This window comes from Streptomyces sp. NPDC002888 (assembly GCF_042888465.1).
GTDB lineage: Bacteria > Actinomycetota > Actinomycetes > Streptomycetales > Streptomycetaceae > Streptomyces.
In genome coordinates this window covers 135,756-152,902 of sequence record NZ_JBIAPU010000003.1, presented here as the reverse complement: position 1 = coordinate 152,902, position 17,147 = coordinate 135,756, and the positions used below count along the sequence as shown (strand labels likewise).

At 72.5% G+C, this 17,147-nt stretch carries 14 protein-coding genes; 6 read left to right on the top strand and 8 right to left on the bottom strand.

From position 1 onward, the window contains the following. The first annotated feature begins 12 nt into the window (after positions 1-12). The 3 genes from ilvA (at position 13) to ACFYWX_RS06185 (ending at position 3,244) form a co-directional block, all read left to right on the top strand. On the top strand, positions 13-1,242 hold the full coding sequence (gene ilvA, locus ACFYWX_RS06195) for a threonine ammonia-lyase (protein WP_389422789.1): 1,230 nt from the start codon (positions 13-15) through the stop codon (positions 1,240-1,242). 170 nt (positions 1,243-1,412) lie between these two features. Beyond that, the gene (locus ACFYWX_RS06190) at positions 1,413-2,402 is read left to right on the top strand and encodes an ATP-binding cassette domain-containing protein (protein WP_389422788.1); all 990 of its coding nucleotides are present in this window, start codon (positions 1,413-1,415) and stop codon (positions 2,400-2,402) included. Beyond that, on the top strand, positions 2,399-3,244 hold the full coding sequence (locus ACFYWX_RS06185) for an ABC transporter permease (protein WP_389422787.1): 846 nt from the start codon (positions 2,399-2,401) through the stop codon (positions 3,242-3,244). The genes ACFYWX_RS06190 and ACFYWX_RS06185 overlap by 4 nt, the downstream gene beginning before the upstream one ends. An 88-nt stretch (positions 3,245-3,332) precedes the next feature. Here the strand turns inward: ACFYWX_RS06185 and greA are convergent, their stop codons facing one another. Next, positions 3,333-3,833 carry a transcription elongation factor GreA gene (greA, locus tag ACFYWX_RS06180; protein WP_389422786.1) on the bottom strand — a complete coding sequence of 167 codons (501 nt, stop codon included), beginning with the start codon at positions 3,831-3,833 and terminating at the stop codon, positions 3,333-3,335. A gap of 169 nt (positions 3,834-4,002) precedes the next feature. After that, the gene (locus ACFYWX_RS06175) at positions 4,003-4,410 is read right to left on the bottom strand and encodes a DUF4307 domain-containing protein (RefSeq protein ID WP_389422785.1); all 408 of its coding nucleotides are present in this window, start codon (positions 4,408-4,410) and stop codon (positions 4,003-4,005) included. A 170-nt stretch (positions 4,411-4,580) separates the two neighbouring features. On the opposite strand from ACFYWX_RS06175, the gene mca reads away from it, so the two are divergent. Together mca and ACFYWX_RS06165 are read left to right on the top strand one after the other, a co-directional pair. Then, positions 4,581-5,441 carry a mycothiol conjugate amidase Mca gene (mca, locus tag ACFYWX_RS06170; RefSeq protein ID WP_389423058.1) on the top strand — a complete coding sequence of 287 codons (861 nt, stop codon included), beginning with the start codon at positions 4,581-4,583 and terminating at the stop codon, positions 5,439-5,441. Next, entirely contained in the window at positions 5,434-5,706 is a 273-nt protein-coding gene (locus ACFYWX_RS06165; protein ID WP_389422784.1) for a hypothetical protein, read from the top strand. Before mca ends, ACFYWX_RS06165 begins: the two co-directional genes overlap by 8 nt. 48 nt (positions 5,707-5,754) lie before the next feature. Here the strand turns inward: ACFYWX_RS06165 and ACFYWX_RS06160 are convergent, their stop codons facing one another. Genes ACFYWX_RS06160 through ACFYWX_RS06145 form a run of 4 tightly spaced genes read right to left on the bottom strand, consistent with a single transcriptional unit; the run spans position 5,755 to position 13,807 of the window. Next, the gene (locus ACFYWX_RS06160; RefSeq protein ID WP_389422783.1) at positions 5,755-6,753 is read right to left on the bottom strand and encodes a hypothetical protein; all 999 of its coding nucleotides are present in this window, start codon (positions 6,751-6,753) and stop codon (positions 5,755-5,757) included. Further along, a complete protein-coding gene (locus tag ACFYWX_RS06155; RefSeq protein ID WP_389422782.1) occupies positions 6,750-8,075 on the bottom strand; it encodes a CHAT domain-containing protein in 1,326 nt (441 codons plus the stop codon). The genes ACFYWX_RS06160 and ACFYWX_RS06155 overlap by 4 nt, the downstream gene beginning before the upstream one ends. 4 nt (positions 8,076-8,079) lie before the next feature. Then, entirely contained in the window at positions 8,080-10,569 is a 2,490-nt protein-coding gene (locus ACFYWX_RS06150; protein ID WP_389422781.1) for a hypothetical protein, read from the bottom strand. A gap of 43 nt (positions 10,570-10,612) precedes the next feature. Beyond that, on the bottom strand, positions 10,613-13,807 hold the full coding sequence (locus ACFYWX_RS06145; protein WP_389422780.1) for a tetratricopeptide repeat protein: 3,195 nt from the start codon (positions 13,805-13,807) through the stop codon (positions 10,613-10,615). A gap of 113 nt (positions 13,808-13,920) precedes the next feature. On the opposite strand from ACFYWX_RS06145, the gene ACFYWX_RS06140 reads away from it, so the two are divergent. After that, positions 13,921-16,008, top strand: coding sequence for a thioredoxin domain-containing protein (locus ACFYWX_RS06140; protein ID WP_389422779.1), 2,088 nt, complete (start codon positions 13,921-13,923; stop codon positions 16,006-16,008). A gap of 35 nt (positions 16,009-16,043) precedes the next feature. Here ACFYWX_RS06140 and ACFYWX_RS06135 read toward each other — a convergent pair whose 3' ends face one another. Continuing rightward, positions 16,044-16,364 carry a hypothetical protein gene (locus tag ACFYWX_RS06135; RefSeq protein WP_389422778.1) on the bottom strand — a complete coding sequence of 107 codons (321 nt, stop codon included), beginning with the start codon at positions 16,362-16,364 and terminating at the stop codon, positions 16,044-16,046. A gap of 47 nt (positions 16,365-16,411) precedes the next feature. Beyond that, complete coding sequence (locus ACFYWX_RS06130; protein WP_389422777.1) at positions 16,412-17,143, bottom strand: Mut7-C RNAse domain-containing protein; 732 nt, start codon at positions 17,141-17,143, stop codon at positions 16,412-16,414. Between the last annotated feature and the right edge of the window lie 4 nt (positions 17,144-17,147).

Below are 17,147 nucleotides of genomic sequence, written 5' to 3'. Positions count from 1 at the left end.
GATGCTTGAGTCATGAGCTACAGCACGGCTGACTCCTTGCGTCCCGTCACTCTCGACGATGTGCGCGGCGCCCGGAAGATGCTCGCGGGGGTGGCGCGGGTGACCGGGATGGAGGGCAGCCGACGGCTGTCGCAGCTGGTGGGCGCGCCGGTGCACTTCAAGTGCGAGAACCTGCAGCGGACGGGTTCGTTCAAGCTGCGCGGCGCGTACGTCCGTATCGCCGGGCTGCTGCCGGAGGAGCGGGCCGCCGGAGTCGTCGCCGCGAGCGCCGGCAACCACGCGCAGGGCGTGGCCCTCGCGTCCTCGCTGCTGGGCGTGCACTCCACGGTGTTCATGCCGAAGGGCGCCCCGCTGCCGAAGATCAGCGCCACCCGGGACTACGGCGCCGAGGTGCGCCTGCACGGCCAGGTGGTCGACGAGACGCTGGCCGCCGCGCAGGAGTACGCGGCCGAGACGGGCGCGGTGTTCATCCACCCCTTCGACCACGCCGACATCATCGCGGGTCAGGGCACGGTCGGCCTGGAGATCCTGGAGCAGTGCCCGGAGGTGCGCACGATCGTCGTCGGGATCGGCGGTGGCGGTCTGGCGGCCGGTATCGCGGTCGCGGTGAAGGCACTGCGGCCCGACGTACGGATCGTCGGCGTGCAGGCGGCGGGCGCGGCCGCGTACCCGCCCTCGCTGGCGGCGGGCCGTCCGCTGGCGATCGAGCACCCGGCGACGATGGCCGACGGCATCAAGGTGGGGCGGCCCGGCGACGTGCCGTTCGGGATCGTCGGGGACCTGGTGGACGAGGTCCGTACGGTGACGGAGGACGAGCTGTCCACCGCGCTGCTGCTGTGCATGGAGCGCGCCAAGCTGGTCGTGGAGCCGGCCGGGGCCAGCCCGGTCGCGGCGCTGCTGAGCGACCCCGGCTCCTTCGACGGGCCGGTGGTGGCGGTGCTGTCCGGCGGCAACGTCGACCCGCTGCTGCTCCAGCGGATCCTGCGCCACGGGATGTCGGCGCAGGGCCGCTACCTGGCCGTCCGGGTCCGGCTGACGGACCGGCCGGGCGCCCTCGCGGCGCTTCTCGGGGTGTTGTCAGCGGTCGACGCCAATGTCCTGGACGTGAGCCATGTCCGGACGCACCCGCGGCTCGGGCTCACGGAGGCGGAGGTCGAGCTGCATCTGGAGACGAAGGGTCCGGCGCACTGCGCCGAGGTCGAGCAGTCCCTGCACGAGGCGGGCTACACGGTCATCGACTGAGGTCAGGGCCCTCTTGTCACCCGATCGGGTCGCGGTCCGACAAATCCATTGAGTGACGCGATACATCGCGTTATGGTGTGTCGCGAACCAAGATTACTGAACCAGGATTCTTGAACCAAGACTCCTGAACCAAGGCTTCCTGAGAAATCCCCGACGACGTGGAGACTCATATGCCAGGCGCCATCTACGCCGAAGGTCTGGTGAAGACCTTCGGCGACGTAAAAGCTCTGGACGGCGTCGACCTCGATGTCCCCGAGGGCACCGTCCTGGGCCTGCTCGGGCCGAACGGCGCGGGCAAGACGACGACCGTCCGCTGTCTGACGACCCTGCTGCGCCCCGACAGCGGCAAGGCCGTCGTCGCCGGCGTCGACGTGCTCAAGCACCCCAACGAGGTACGGCGCTCGATCGGCCTGTCCGGCCAGTTCGCCGCGGTCGACGAGTACCTGACCGGCCGCGAGAACCTCCAGATGGTCGGACAGCTGTACCAGATGAAGGCGAAGGCCGCCAAGGCCCGGGCCACTGAGCTGCTCGAGCAGTTCGACCTCGCGGACGCCGCCGACCGCCCCACCAAGACCTACTCCGGAGGCATGCGCCGCCGGCTCGACCTGGCGGCGGCGCTGGTCGTCTCCCCGCCCGTGATGTTCATGGACGAGCCGACCACCGGCCTCGATCCACGCAACCGCCAGATGCTGTGGGAGGTCATCAAGCGACTGGTCTCCGGCGGTACGACGCTGCTGCTGACCACCCAGTACCTCGAAGAGGCCGACCATCTCGCGCACGACATCGCGGTGGTCGACCACGGCCGTGTCATCGCCCGCGGCACCTCCGACGAGCTCAAGGCCCGTACCGGCGGCGAGCGCGTCGAAGTCGTCGTGCACGAGCGCGAACGGATAGCGGCCGCCGCGGCCATCCTGGACAAACACAGTCTGCGCGGCTTCGGCAAGGGCGACACCACCGTCGAGGACCACACCCGCAGGATCACCACCCCCGTCACCGGCGGCGCCAAGCTCCTCGCCGAGGTCATCCGGGAGCTGGACGCCCGCGGTATCGAGATCGACGACATCGGGCTGCGCCGACCGACCCTCGACGACGTGTTCCTGTCCCTGACAGGTCATGTCGCCGAGACGAAGGCGGAGAACGACAAGGAGGCCACCCGATGAGCGCCGTCACCGACACCGTGCGGGTCGCCCCGCCGGGCAATCCGGTCACCCAGTCCGTCCGGGACTCCTTGGTCGTGGCGAAACGCAACCTGATCCGGATGTCCAGAATTCCGGAAATGATTATCTTTGGGCTGATTCAGCCCATCATGTTCGTCGTGCTCTTCGCGTACGTGTTCGGCGGCTCCATGAACATCGGCGGCACCACCGACCCCGGCGTCTACCGCGAGTTCCTCATGGCGGGCATCTTCGCGCAGACCGTCACGTTCGCCACCGCGGGCGCCGGCGCGGGCATCGCCGACGACATGCACAAGGGGCTGATCGACCGGTTCCGCTCACTGCCGATGGCGCGGGGGGCGGTCCTGACCGGGCGCACCCTCGCCGACCTGGTGCAGACGGCGCTCACGCTGGTCGTGCTGGCCGTGGTCGCCCTGCTGGTCGGCTGGCGCACCCACACCAGCGTGGGCGAGGTGCTCGGCGCCTTCGGCCTGCTGCTTCTGCTGGGGTACGCCTTCACCTGGATCGGCGCGCTGATCGGCCTCTCCGTGCGGACGCCGGAGGCGGCCACCTCGGGCGGGCTGGTCTGGCTCTTTCCGGTCACCTTCGTCTCGAACGCGTTCGTGGACTCCAGCAAGATGACGCCCTGGCTGCAGCATGTCGCCGACTGGAACCCGTTCAGCGCCACGGTCCAGGCCTGCCGTGAGCTCTTCGGCAACCCCGGGGTCTCCCCCTCGGACGCCTGGCCCATGCAGCACCCGGTCTGGGCCTCGCTGATCTACTCGGTCCTGATCGTCGCCATATTCCGGACCCTGGCGGTACGCAAGTACCGCTCGGCGGCGGCCTGACCGCGGCGCACGGACTCCGGGGGTATGGCGAAGCCCCCGGCGCCGCATTGGCGCCGGGGGCTGTCGGGGTCCTGCGGGGCGTGCGGGCTCAGCCGCTGTACGGCTCCGCCTTGAGGATCCGCACCGAGGCCTTCTTGCCGTTCGGCAGCTCGTACTCCGCGTCCTCGCCGACCTTGTTGCCGATCACGCCGGAGCCCAGCGGGGACTGCGGCGAGTAGGTCTCGATGTCGGAGCTCGCGTACTCGCGCGAGGCGAGCAGGAAGGTCATCGTGTCGTCCTCGTCGCCGTCGAAGGCGATCGTGACGACCATGCCGGGCGCCACCGCACCGTCCGTCGAGGTCGGGGCCTCGCCCACCTGGGCGTTCTCGAGGAGCTGGGTCAGCTGGCGCACACGGAGCTCCTGCTTGCCCTGCTCCTCCTTGGCAGCGTGGTACCCGCCGTTCTCGCGCAGGTCGCCCTCCTCGCGCGCGGCCGCGATCTTGGCGGCGATCTCCGTGCGCGCAGGACCAGTAAGGTACTCAAGCTCAACCCTGAGCTTGTTGTACGCCTCCTGGGTCAGCCAGGTGACAGACTCGCTGGTCTGGGTCACAGGTGCTCCTCGTCGGTACTGGGACTACAAAAGCGTCGCCCTACCCGGAAGCATGTTCCTCCAGGGATGGGCGAAACCACGAGCCTAACAATTCAGCGGCCGAAGGGGGAGGACATATGCCACCAGAATTACGTCAACGCAGGTCAGTGGCTATGTATTGCGAATGGCATCAGTCGGCGTGGCAGCCGAGCAGCTCGGCCGTCGTCCCCTTGGACGTGGTGCGGAGCGTCACGACCTTGTCGATGCGGGTGTCCGCGCCGGAGAACCGGAAGTCCGCGCGGCCGACCTCGGCGCCGTTCCCGGCCTGAGAGCGGATCGTGCAGTAGCCGCTCGTGTCGGAGTCCTTGTGGACCTCCAGATGCACCTCGACCGCGGTGCCGGAGGCCTCGAACGTGATGACCTCGGCGCTGATCTTGTTCTGGCCGACGTAGTGGTAGGCGAAGTAGCCGATCAACGCGAGCAGGGCCGCGCCCAGCACGGCTCCGGTGATCCGGAGTCTGCGGTCGGCGCGCTCGTCCGAGGAGCGGCCGTAACGGCCCTCGGGCACTCGCGTGCTCACCGTGCTCGCCGTGGTCATGATCGTCCCTCTCGGCTGGGGCGGACGGCTGTCCGACGGTGGGTCCGCCGGATCCGGGCCCCGGAATTATTCGCCTTCCGATTCGGTCACTATAGAAGCGCCGATCGCACCCGCTCACACCGGGCGCCGACTTCACTGAGGATTGAGTCTTGACTGACCAGCTGCGACTGATGGCCGTTCACGCCCACCCCGACGACGAGTCGAGCAAGGGCGCGGCCACCATGGCGAAGTACGTGTCCGAGGGGGTGGACGTGCTGGTCGTGACCTGCACGGGCGGGGAGCGCGGCTCCATCCTCAACCCCAAGCTCCAGGGCGACAAGTACATCGAGGAGCACATCCACGAGGTACGCAAGAAGGAGATGGACGAGGCCCGCGAGATCCTCGGTATCAAGCAGGAGTGGCTCGGCTTCGTCGACTCCGGCCTTCCCGAGGGCGACCCGCTGCCCCCGCTGCCCGACGGCTGCTTCGCGCTGGAGGACGTCGACAAGGCGGCCGGTGAGCTGGTGAAGCAGATCCGTTCCTTCCGTCCCCAGGTGATCACCACCTACGACGAGAACGGTGGCTACCCGCACCCCGACCACATCATGACCCACAAGATCTCGATGGTGGCGTTCGAGGGCGCGGCGGACACCGAGAAGTACCCGGAGGCGGAGTTCGGCCCGGCGTACCAGGCGCGGAAGCTGTACTACAACCAGGGCTTCAACCGCCCCCGCACCGAGGCGCTGCACAACGCGTTGCTGGATCGGGGTCTGGAGTCGCCGTACGGGGAGTGGCTGAAGCGGTGGAGCGAGTTCGAGCGCACCGAGCGCACGCTCACCACGCACATCCCGTGCGCCGACTTCTTCGAGATCCGCGACAAGGCGCTGATCGCGCACGCCACGCAGATCGATCCCGACGGGGGCTGGTTCCGGGTGCCGATGGAGCTGCAGAGGGAGGTCTGGCCGACGGAGGAGTACGAGCTCGCGAAGTCCCTCGTCGATACCTCCCTCCCCGAGGACGACCTCTTTGCGGGCATCCGCGACAATGCCTGACATGAGCGCAAGCGTGAGCCTGGCAATGACGCACCTCGCCCCCCTCGCCAAGGAGGTCGACGAGAACAAGGTCACCCCCGGCGTCCTCGGCTTCATCGTCTTCGCGGCGATGGCGCTGGCGGTGTGGGGCCTGATGAAGTCCATGAACCGGCACATGGGCAAGGTCGACTTCGAGAAGTCGCCGGAAGAGGGGGCGGAAGCCTCCGGCAAGGGAACGCAGGGGACCGGGAAGCCGACCGGGAAGCCCTCGTCCGCCCAGGGCTGAGGCCGAGCGCGGGGTCGGCGCGTTTCACCGCCGTGCGCCGCGCCCGGATCAGCGGGAGTGATCGGCCAGCGACATCAGCAGGTGTGCCGTCTCCGGCCGCAGATGGTCGGAGTGGGCCCCCGCCGGGCCGCTCCCGCGGACGTAGACGTGGCTCGCGTCGACGCTGACGAAGCGGTGGTCGAGGGCGTCGAGCGGATAGCCCTGGTCGCCGGACAGCATCCGGATCGCGGAGACCGGAGCGGGCGCGGTGCCGATGCCCGCGTGGCCGATGCCGACCCGCTTCTCCGCCCGCAGGTGCCAGAAGCCGGTGGCCTGGTCGTGGTGCGAGTAGGTCGCCACGACGGGCCCCCGCAGGGGCGCCTCGGCCAGTGCAGGGAAGCCGGAGGAGAAGGCGTCGCGCGGGGCCGCCATCTGCAGCAGCAGCATCGAGTCGACGGTGAAGGGCCGCCCCGGCGGCTCCGGTGTGCTCCACCCCAGCGTCAGCGGCCCGTCCGCCGCCCACTGGACCGCCTCGCACAGGAACCGGCAGCCGAAGGAGTGCCCGACCAGGTGCAGATACTGGCCGTCGCGGTTGGCGAGGACGGGCGCCGAGGCCGGATCGGTGCGGTGCAGGTCCAGATATCCGAGCAGCTGCCCGATCACCTGGGCCGCGTGGCCCCGCGTACTCATGGCGTGTGCCCGGTCGCGGATACGGCGGTAGCCGCCGAGCGAGGGCATCGAGTGGGAGGGCCAGCGGACCAGCACGCTCCAGGGCCGCCACGGCCGCAGCCGCGGATAGCGGGCCGCCCCGTCACGGTCGTACTGGAGCGCGCAGAGCGTCAGCAGGCGGTGCAGCGCGGCCCGCGCCGAATCCGGTCCGGTCCGCCAGCCGTGGACGTACACCAGCAGGTCGGTGGCCCAGTCGGGCGGTGTCAGGTGCTCGGCGAAGTGGTCGAGGAGCCGGGGCGCGGGCACCGGCCGCGGGCCGTGCACGGTGTCCTGCAGCAGCCAGCCGTCCGGGCAGAGGTCGACGGACCGCACCTCGGGCGCGGCGGGGGCGGTGCTCATACGGCCGTCTCCTGTTCCTCTCCGGCGTCCGCGTCGGCCTGCTGCTCCGCGCGAGGCAGGCGCGCGTCCATGCCGCAGTGCAGGGCGTAGCCGAAGCCCAGCGGGTTGTGCAGTTCGTCGGCGAAGTGCCGGGCGACGGCGTGGGCCACCTCGCCGGCCGTTCCCGTGCCGGGCAGATAGCGGGTCAGGAACTCCAGCGCGTACTCCGCCGCGAACACCTGGGGCATCTCTATCTGCGGCCCCAGGACGCCCCGGGCCCCGGTCTCGATCAGGGCGTGCCCCAGATAGGCGAGGTCCGCGTTGCCGGGCAGCCCCGCGTAGCAGGCGTTGAGCAGGACGAACGGACGGAACGGCGCGCACTCCCCGCGATCCGGGCGGTGCGCCTTGACGGTGTAGGCGTCTATGGGGCGCTGGTCCGTCAGCTTGACGACGAGGGCCGGCGGCTCCGGCTCGGCACCCTGGAAGTGCCCGTGGCACCAGAAGTACATCAACTGCTCGTCGAGCGTCGTGTCCCGCAGCGCCCGCTCCAGCTCCCGCCGGGTCGTCCGCTCGGCCAGGACTCCCTCGCGGGCCAGCAGCGCGGCGACATCGGCGGCCCGGGTGCGGCCGCGCACGTCGATACCGGTGTCGTGGTTCAGGCTCACGGCCGGGACGGCGGGCGGCGGCTGCTCACGCCCGTCCGCGATCCCGGCGTAGTAGCCACCGGTCTGCTCGATCTGGTGGCGGTGCCCGAGGAACCGCCGGAACACCCCGTCCACACCGGGCTCGTCCGTCGCGTCCGGGGGCAGGCAGAGCATGGGCCAGGGCACGAACAGGTCGGAGTCGAAACGCACCCGCAGCGGGGCGCCGACGCGCAGCACCTCGATGAGCAGCCCGCGGAACAGCTTGACCTGCTCACCCTCTCCGCCCAACAACACGTCGAACAGCAACTGGGAGCCGTACGTGGCGAGTTCCGTGAGCGCGTCGAGCAGTTCGTCCTGCGGCTCGCCGGTGAGATCGACACGGGTCGCGTACGGCAGGGAGGCACGCCCCGGGGCGGGGCGGCCCTCGGCGTCGAGGCGCCGCACGTCGATGAACTCGTCCTTCCACAGGCGCCGCAGGCGTGCCGCAGCGGATCGCACCTGTGCGGGAGTCGCCTCCAGGAACGTCTTGTGCTCGCCGCTCAGCGCGGGCACCACGGGGCCGTGCATGCGGGCCAGGATGCCGTTCTCGCCGTAGGAATCGATGCCCACCACCAGATCGGGCGGCGTGACGAGGTGGGGGAGGCGGGTGAAGCCGAGGCTGGGGTCCTGCACGACGCGGACCGGGAGTTCGCGGGCCACTGGACTAGGCCCTCCGGGCGGGCTCGGGGGCGGACGCGGACAGGGCGTGCGGCTGTGGGTCGGCGAAGGGCGTCTCCTCGGCGGCCCCCTGCACGTCGATGTCCGTCTCCACCTGCTGCAGGACGGTTCCCGACCGCTGGTGCTCGACGGTGAAGCGGATGCGATGGCGCCCCGCCCGGTGCGCGGTGAAGTGGAACGTGGCGGTTCGCTTGATCGGGACGGCGTGCGCGGGTTCCACGTCGGCGCGCGTCAGCGGAACCGCGCGCACCGTCAGCAGGGGACGGGCCGCGCCCCGCGCCGCCCAGGGGTGCTCCGGGCCCGGCTCGATGATCAGCATGATGGCGGCCGACTCCTCGACGGCCGGGAAGTCGTCGAGGAGGGTGAGGCGCACCCGGGAGGCGGTGGGCGGTATGTCGTCGGCGAAGTCGTCCACGGTGAAGGTGCCGGGCACGGGAACGAAGTGGCGGACGGCGTGGGGGATGTCGATCCTCGACCCCAGCCAGTCGACACCGGCGAGGAAATGGGGTGGATAGCAGCTGCGCAGGACCCTGATGGACTCGGCGCGCTCGTCGGGGCCGCGCTCCCGGTCGAGCACGGTCGCCCAGTGCTCACCGGCCGTGTCACCGACCGTCGCGAAGTGCTGGTGCGCGCTGCCCAGCAGCCGCCCGCGTGCCGTGGGACGCGTCGTCAGCACCGCCTCCCGCAGCTCCGCCCAGGCCCGGCCGCGCTCGCTGCCGCTCCCGGTGAAGGTGCCGGCGACCCGGTCGAACGGGGCGATCGCGGGTCTTTGGAGGCTGCGGTGGTGCATCGCCCAGGCCAGCCCCAACCGGTCGGGAAGCATCTCGAAGAGGAACCAGGCCCGCTCCAGGGCCGCCACCGCCGGGTGTCGCCCCGCGTCCGCGTACGCGAGGCCCGCGACGAGCGTGGCCCAGGCCTCTCCCCGGACGTCGCCGTGGTCGCGGTGCGCCTCGGGCATGGCCGCCAGTTCCTGCAGCAGCCGGGGCTGCGCCCCGTGCATCAGCACGGCCACCCGGTGCAGTTCGGTGTCCGCCCACGCGGCGCCCACCACGTCGCCGGTGTCACGGAACAGCTGCCATGCCGTGTCGAGTCGTTTGCGTGCTTCCTCCAGCCCGCCGCGCAGGAGTCGCAGGCGCCCGTAGTGGAAGACGGCCCAGGCCTCGCCCCGCCGGTCGCCGCGCACCTGGTGGGCCTCGATGGCCCGCCGCAGCAGCCGCCCGACGGTGTCGACCTCACCCCGGTCGAGACGGATCGCCGCGCGGATGTGCAGGGCCCAGCCGTCCGGACCGTCGGCGGGGAGTGCGTCGAGCGTGGCCTCAGCCTCGGCCAGCAGGCCCATGTGGTGCCGGGTGAGGGCGAGTTCCCGTACGGCCGCAGGCGAGGAGAGCCCCGTCAGCGCCCGTTCGGCGGCCTGCGGCCGGCCGGTCTGGCGGGCCGCCGCGGCGAGCGCCGGGGTGAGCGCGTCCGCGGCGCTGCTCACGTGCGACAGCTCGGCCTTGAGCATCAGCAGGGGCAGGATCGCGGCCTCGGCAGCCAGTTGGCCGCCCAGCCGGGCCAGGAAGTCCAGCGCCCGCGGGGCGTCGGAGCGCAGCAGGCGCAGCGCGAGGTCGACCACGGGCTCGGCGGCGTCCCCGAGTTCACCGGTCCTGGCCGTGAGGTCGTCCGCGAGGCCGGAGTCCAGCCGCCGTGCGGTCCGTCGGAGGTCTTCGGCGCCGCGGAGGCGTCTGAGCTCCTCACGTACCTCGAAGGCCAGTTCGTACCAGCCGGGGCGGGACTCCTCGAGCAGTCCTGAACGGTGGAGCCGTTGGAACAGGCGCGACAAGTCGGCGCGCGTCCAGCGCTCGACGGGCAGCGGCAGTGGCAGGTCCGGGGAGAACTCCCGTCCGTCCCAGGCCGCGAGAACCGACAGCGGCTCGGCGTCCGGGCCGGCGCGCATCTCGTCCAGGGCCTCGGCCCACGGGGCCGAGGTCTGCGACGGTGGGTCCCACGCCTGGTTGAGGGCGCCCGGGGCCGAGTGACTCGTCCGCGATGTGGCGAGCACGACGCAGCCCGTGCCTTCCAACGCACCGCTGACCGCCCGCAGCAGCTCGTCGCCGGGCCCGCCGCTCGGTACGTCGTCCAGCACGACCAGCGATCGAGGGCCCCCCAGCGCCTCGCGGCACGTCGACGCGGTCAGCTCGGCGAGGCGCTGCGGGGTGGCGAGCAGCGCCGCGCGCAGGCTCTCGGGCCGGGTCCCCGTCCGTAACAGCAGGCGCAGCAGCAGCGGTTCCGCTGCGGTGGCGCGGTCCTCGACGGCGAAGCGGTGCACGGGCAGACCCCGCGCGGCACCGGCTGCGGACACCAGCCGTGCGAGCGCCGCCGGCTGCTCGGATCCGGACGGCCGGTCGTGCACCAGGACGACGAGCCGCCGGTCACGGTCCAGGGCGTGCCGCAGCGCCTGCTCCTGCGGGTCCCCCGGCCACCTGCGACCGCTCACCGGGCCCTCCTCACCGTACGGGGGCCGCCTCGGCCCGGGCCCATCACGACGTGGCGGCGACCGCCACCCCCATGACCTCCCGCGCATGCCGGTCCGGCACCATGCCCAGTCGCCAAGCCTGCCACCCCGCCTCCAGGCTCACCCCGCGTTCCAGCAACAGCTGGTACGCCTCCACGTAGTCGTCGAGCTTCTCGTCCCGCAGGGGATGTGCCGCGCGGGACAGCTGGGTCAACTCCTCCTGGGCCACCGCGGTGCCGATCTCGACGCCGCCGGGAGCGGCGTAGGGCAGCAGGGTGCAGCGCAGGAAGCGGGCCCAGTCCGCGCCGCGGTCGTCGCCGTACGAGGTGAAGAGCGCCGCGGCCTCGTCGCACAGGGACAGCGCCTGCTGGGCACGGGCGTTGCCCGCGTCGACGATGACGAGCTCCAGGCAGGTCCACGCCTCGCCGTGGGCGACGCCGATGCGCTGGAAGTCGGCGCGGGCGTCCACGAGGAGCTGGCGGGCGAAGCCGGAGTTGCGCAGCGAGCCCGTCTGGACCGCCCGCTGGTCCCTGGTCACGCGTGCCGAGTGGTGGCGGGCGCAGGCCAGGCCGTAGACGTCCCGGATGCGGGAGAACATCGTGCGGGAGCGCTCGAGTTCCCTGACCGCGCGGTCCAGGTCGCCCGTCTCCTCCAGGGCCTGCCCCAGGTAGTAGGCCGTCCAGGCCTCGCCGCGGGCGTCCTCGTTGTCGCGGTGCCGGGCGGCCGCGCGGCGCAGTCCGTCCACCGCAGGGGACGGGTCACCGGCGACCAGGCGGGCGCGGGCCAGCTGGGTCAGCGCCCAGGCCTCGCCGCGGGCGTCGCGGGTGCGGCCGTACAGGTCGAGGGCCTGGCGCAGCTCGCTCTCCGCCTCCTCGATGTCACCGCGGCGCAGGTTGAGCTGGCCGAGCTGGAAGTGCGCCCACGCCTCGCCGTGCACCGAACCGCCCTCGCGGTGCAGGACCAGGGAACGGCCGAGGAGGTCCAGGGCCTCGGCGGGCTGTCCCCGGTCCCGCTCGACCGCGGCCAGCGCGTGCATCGTCCAGGCGCGGTCCGTGGCCAGCTCGGGGGCGGCCTGCAGCTCCAGGGCCTCCCGCAGCTTGGCTGCCGCCTCGGTGAGGTTGCCCTGGTGGTGCAGGGTGATGCCGAGGGAGCACAGGGCGCGGGCCGCCCCCGCGTCGTGATGGGCCTGCATGTAGAGGTCGACCACGGAGGTCAGGGTGGTGCGGGCCTTGTCCAGCTCGCCGAGCTGTCGGGCCGCGATGCCGGTGCGCCACTGCACGGAGCGCAGCAGCAGGCCCCGGTCGACGGCCTGCGCCAGTTCGCTGATCTCGCCGAGCCGGTAGAGGTCGCCGCGCAGCAGGCAGTAGTCGCACAGGGCGCCCAGCAGGTTCAGCACGGCCGCCTCGTTCACGCCCTCCGCGTGCCGCAGTGCCGCCGTGATGAAGCTCGACTCGTCGTCCAGCCAGCGCAGCGCCTCGTCGAGGGAGGTGAAGCCGTGCGGGCTGAAGCGGTCCGAGCGGGTCGACATGTTGCCGTCCACCAGGCGCAGCACGGAGTCGGCGAGCTCGGCGTAGCTGACGATCAGCCGCTCCTGCGCGGCCGTGCGCTCGGCGGGGTCCTCCTCGTCCAGGAGGCGGGCCCGGGCGAAGGCCCGCACGAGGTCGTGCAGGCGGTAGCGGTCGCCGCGCACATGGTCGATGAGGCCGGCCTGCGCGAGGGCCACCAGGTGCCGGGTGGCCTCCGGCCGGTCCGTGGCGAGCAGGGCCGCCGCCGCGGCCGCGCCCAGCGACGCCCGGCCCGCCAGTGCGAGGCGCCGCAGCAGCCGGCGTGCCGCGTCGGGCTGGTCGGTGTAGCGCAGCCACAGGGCGCGCTCGACCGGCTCCACCGGGCCGTACGCCTCCAGGTCGGAGGCGAGCCCGCGCGGTGAGCGCGGGCCGAGGGACGAGCCCGCGACGCGCAACGCCAGCGGCAGCCCGCCGCACAGCTCGCGGATCCGGTCGGCGGACTCGGCGTCGTACGGGCCCGGGTCGTCCTGTGTGACCGCGCCGAGGAGCTCCTCCGCGCCCGCCGCGTCCAGCGCCTCCACCGGCAGTTCGTGGACCCAGGCGGGGAGGCCGTCGGGCAGGTCGAGCGGGCCGCGCGCGGTGACCAGGACCAGGCTGTCGGAGCGCTCGGGGACGAGGGTGCGGACCTGCTCGGGGTCGGAGGCGTCGTCGAGGATCACGGTGACCGGCAGGCCGGTGAGGTGCTGGTGGTACAGGTCGCTCAGGCGCTTGACCTGCTGCTCGGCGGAGGACCGCTCACGGAACAGCAGCTGCTCCCGCGGTGCGCCGAGACGATTCAGCAGATGCAGGAGCGCGTCCCGCGTGGACAGCGGCTCCGCGCTGTGGCCGCGCAGATCGACGACGCACGCGCCGCGGAACTGGTCCCGCAGGTCGTGCGCGGCCCGCACGGCGAGGGTCGTCCGGCCGCTGCCGGGCGTCCCGTGCAGCACGACCACCGTCGGCCGGGTCTGCGTGCTCGCGCGGGCCGCCTGCACCCACTGCCGGATCCGCGCCAGCTCCTGCCGACGGCCCGCGAACGCCCCCTTCGGCTCGGGGAGTTGCCCGAACGACTGCTCCAGAACCTTCCGCCCGCGGGCCGCCGCGCTCTTGTCCACGCTGCGCAGCTTCGGCCCGGTCTTCGTCGGACCGGTGGACGCGCTGATCACCCGCTGCTGGTCGAAAAACGGGCGGATGCCGCGTACCTCCAGCGCCGTCAGCCACTGCAGGCGCAGCTGCTCCGGGCCGCCGGGCTGGCCGGCCGCGCCCGCGCGGTGGTGCGCGGCGGGCAGGTGTGAGCCGGCGACCTTGACGACGGTGGCCGCCGCGCCGACGACCCCGACGGTCACGCCCGCGCCCAGCGCGGTGCTCGCGCCGGTGCCGAGCGCCAGGTCGGCCACGGCGGCCGTGACCGCGGCGACCCCCGCGACCAGCAGCGGAGTGCCCCCGCCCTCCCGGGCGTAGCGCTGTCCGAAGCTGAGCCGTCCGGCCTCCGCCTCGTCGAGGGCGCGCGTGTAGGCCTCGTACTCCTCGGCGGCGGTCTGCGCCATGGTGTCCAGTGCGCCGCGCGCCCTTGACATGAGCACCTGGGCGTCGCTGCGGCCGCCCGAGCGGCGCATCTCCTCCTCCACGGCCCGTGCCAACAGCCGCTCGGCATCGGTCCGATGGCCGTCCCGCATGTCCCGTCCCCCTCCGGCAACAACAGCTTTCCCGGTCAAGTGTGCTGCGGACGGCCGAATGGCGCGAGGGTGCGGACGGGCTCCGATGGGTGTACTGCGGCAGGATGGACCCCATGGCGAACCGACTGGCCCATGAGACGTCCCCGTACCTCCTCCAGCACGCAGAGAACCCCGTCGACTGGTGGCCCTGGTCGGACGAGGCCTTCGAGGAGGCCCGTGAGCGGGGTGTGCCGGTGCTGCTCAGCGTCGGTTACTCGAGCTGTCACTGGTGCCATGTGATGGCGCACGAGTCCTTCGAGGACGACACCACGGCCGCGTATCTGAACGAGAACTTCGTGAACGTCAAGGTCGACCGCGAGGAGCGCCCGGACGTCGACGCCGTGTACATGGAGGCCGTGCAGGCGGCCACCGGGCAGGGCGGCTGGCCCATGACGGTGTTCCTCACACCGGAGGCCGAGCCCTTCTACTTCGGGACCTACTTCCCGCCGGCCCCCCGCCACGGCATGCCCTCCTTCCAGCAGGTCCTGGAGGGTGTCCACCACGCCTGGACCGACCGGCGGGACGAGGTCGACGAGGTCGCCGGGAAGATCGTCCGGGACCTCGCGCAGCGGGAGATCGCCTACGGCGGCACCCAGGCCCCCGGTGAGCAGGAGCCGGCGCAGGCGCTGCTCGGACTCACCCGGGAGTACGACCAGCAGCGCGGCGGGTTCGGCGGGGCGCCGAAGTTCCCGCCGTCCATGGTCATCGAGTTCCTGCTGCGCCACCACGCGCGCACCGGCGCCGAGGGCGCGCTGCAGATGGCTCAGGACACCTGCGAGCGGATGGCGCGCGGCGGGATCTACGACCAGCTCGGCGGCGGGTTCGCGCGCTATTCGGTGGACCGGGACTGGGTGGTGCCGCACTTCGAGAAGATGCTGTACGACAACGCGCTGCTGTGCCGTGTGTACGCCCACCTGTGGCGGTCCACCGGCTCCGAGCTGGCGCGCCGCGTCGCGCTGGAGACCGCCGACTTCATGGTGCGGGAACTGCGCACCGCCGAGGGCGGGTTCGCCTCCGCCCTGGACGCCGACAGCGAAGAGGAGGTGCCGCGCGAAGCGCGTCTTCACAAGGGCGGTGGTGGGCGACGGGAGGGCGGGACCGGCAAGCACGTCGAGGGCGCCTACTACGTGTGGACGCCGGAGCAACTCGCCGACGTCCTGGGCCCGGAGGACGCCGAGCTCGCAACGCGCTACTTCGGCGTCACCGAGGAGGGCACCTTCGAGGAGGGCGCCTCCGTGCTGCAACTCCCGCAGCAGGACGGGTTCGTCGACGCCGAGAAGGTCGAGTCGATCAAGCGGCGGCTGAGGGAGGCCCGGGAGACCAGGCCCGCGCCCGGCCGGGACGACAAGATCGTCGCCGCCTGGAACGGGCTCGCCGTCGCCGCCCTCGCCGAGACCGGCGCCTACTTCGACCGCCCCGACCTGGTGGACGCGGCCGTCACCGCCGCCGACCTCCTCGTCCGCCTGCACCTCGACGACCGGGCCCGCCTGACCCGGACCAGCAAGGACGGCCACGCGGGCGCGAATTCGGGCGTGCTGGAGGACTACGCCGACGTCGCCGAGGGCTTCCTCGCGCTCGCGTCCGTGACCGGCGAGGGCGTCTGGCTGGAGTTCGCCGGGCTCCTCCTCGACCACGTCCTCACCCGGTTCACCGACCCGGAGTCGGGCGCGCTGTACGACACCGCCGCCGACGCCGAGCAGCTGATCCGCCGGCCGCAGGACCCGACCGACAACGCGGCCCCGTCCGGCTGGACCGCCGCCGCGGGCGCCCTGCTGGGGTACGCCGCCCAGACCGGCTCCGAGCCCCACCGCACCGCCGCCGAGCGGGCGTTGGGCGTGGTCAAGGCGCTCGGGCCGCGGGTGCCCCGGTTCATCGGCTGGGGGCTCGCCGCAGCCGAGGCGCTGCTCGACGGGCCGCGCGAGGTCGCCGTCGTCGGCCCCGCGCTCGACGACCCCGCCACGAGGACCCTGCACCGTACGGCGCTTCTGGGCACCGCCCCCGGAGCCGTCGTCGTGTACGGCACACCCGACAGCGACGAGTTCCCGTTGCTCGCCGAGCGCCCGCTCGTCGGCGGCGAACCGGCCGCGTACGTCTGCCGCAACTTCACGTGCGACGCCCCGACGACCGACCCCGAGCGGCTGCGCTCGGCGCTGACCAGCTGAAACGGCCGGGGCGCCGGCCGCCCCTCGGCGGGACGTCAGGCGCCGCTGAGGATCAGCGCGCCCAGCGTGAGCTGCGCGCCCCACTGCAGGGCCACGGCCCCGGACCTGGCGGGAGTCCACCGGGTCCGGGGCCACGCCAGCGCCACCACGCCGGCCGCGAGGGACGCGTAGAAGACCCCGTACAGGACGGTGCCCGGGACGGTGGAGCACTGCTCGCCGTAGGTGAGGCAGCGGCTGCCGCGCTCGGTGGAGAGCACGGCGAGCCAGGCGACGACGACGGTCGGCAGGAGCAGGACGAGTCCGGCCACGGACCATCCGGTCAGGTGGCGGTCGGCCGAGGGCTGCGCGGTGTTCATGCCTTCATCCCACCGCGCCGGCGGGCGCCGGAGATCGGCCCGCCTACTCAACCGTCCTGAGTACCCCGGCTCAACGCGCGCTCCACGATGGCCTCCAGCTGTTCGTGGTGCGCTCCCTTCCAGTACGCGCGTCCGCAGGCGCGGCACTGGGCGAAGACGTCGTACGAGCGGTGGGTGCCGTGTTTGAGCTGGTCGGCGACCTCGTCCTTGGTGGCCCGCTTCAGCGTGCCGTTGCAGGCGGTGCAGCGGGTCCAGGGGCGCAGCTCGGGGGCGAAGCGGTCGAGGATGTCGCGGAGCTGGTCCTCGGGGCGGGTGCTGTAGACGTAGGCGCCCGCCCACAGCTCGCGGCGGCGCAGCAGACCCCGGTCGCGGCTGAGCATGACACGCTGTTCGGCCGCCGAGAGGGCGGCGAGGGCCGGGTCGCCGATGTCCGTCGACTCGTACGCCGCGTCCACGCCGAGCAGGCGCAGCCGGCGGGCGAGGGTGCCGAGGTGGACGTCGAGGAGGAAGCGCAGCGGAGCGCCGGGGACCCGCTGCGGCCGGTCGACCTCCCGGACGGTCACGGACTCGCCGTCCGCCGGGATGTGCGAGACCGCCACCTCGCGGCCGTCCACGACCAGGGCGCCGACCTCGGTCAGCGGCACACCGAGGGACTCGACGACATGGCCGAGGGTCGAGACGCCGTCGACGGCGAGCGCGGTGGCGCCGCGGCGTCGGCCGTGGGGGACGAACAGGGCGAGGGCGGGTGCGACTTCGACGTGGATCTCGTGTGCGGTCACCCGG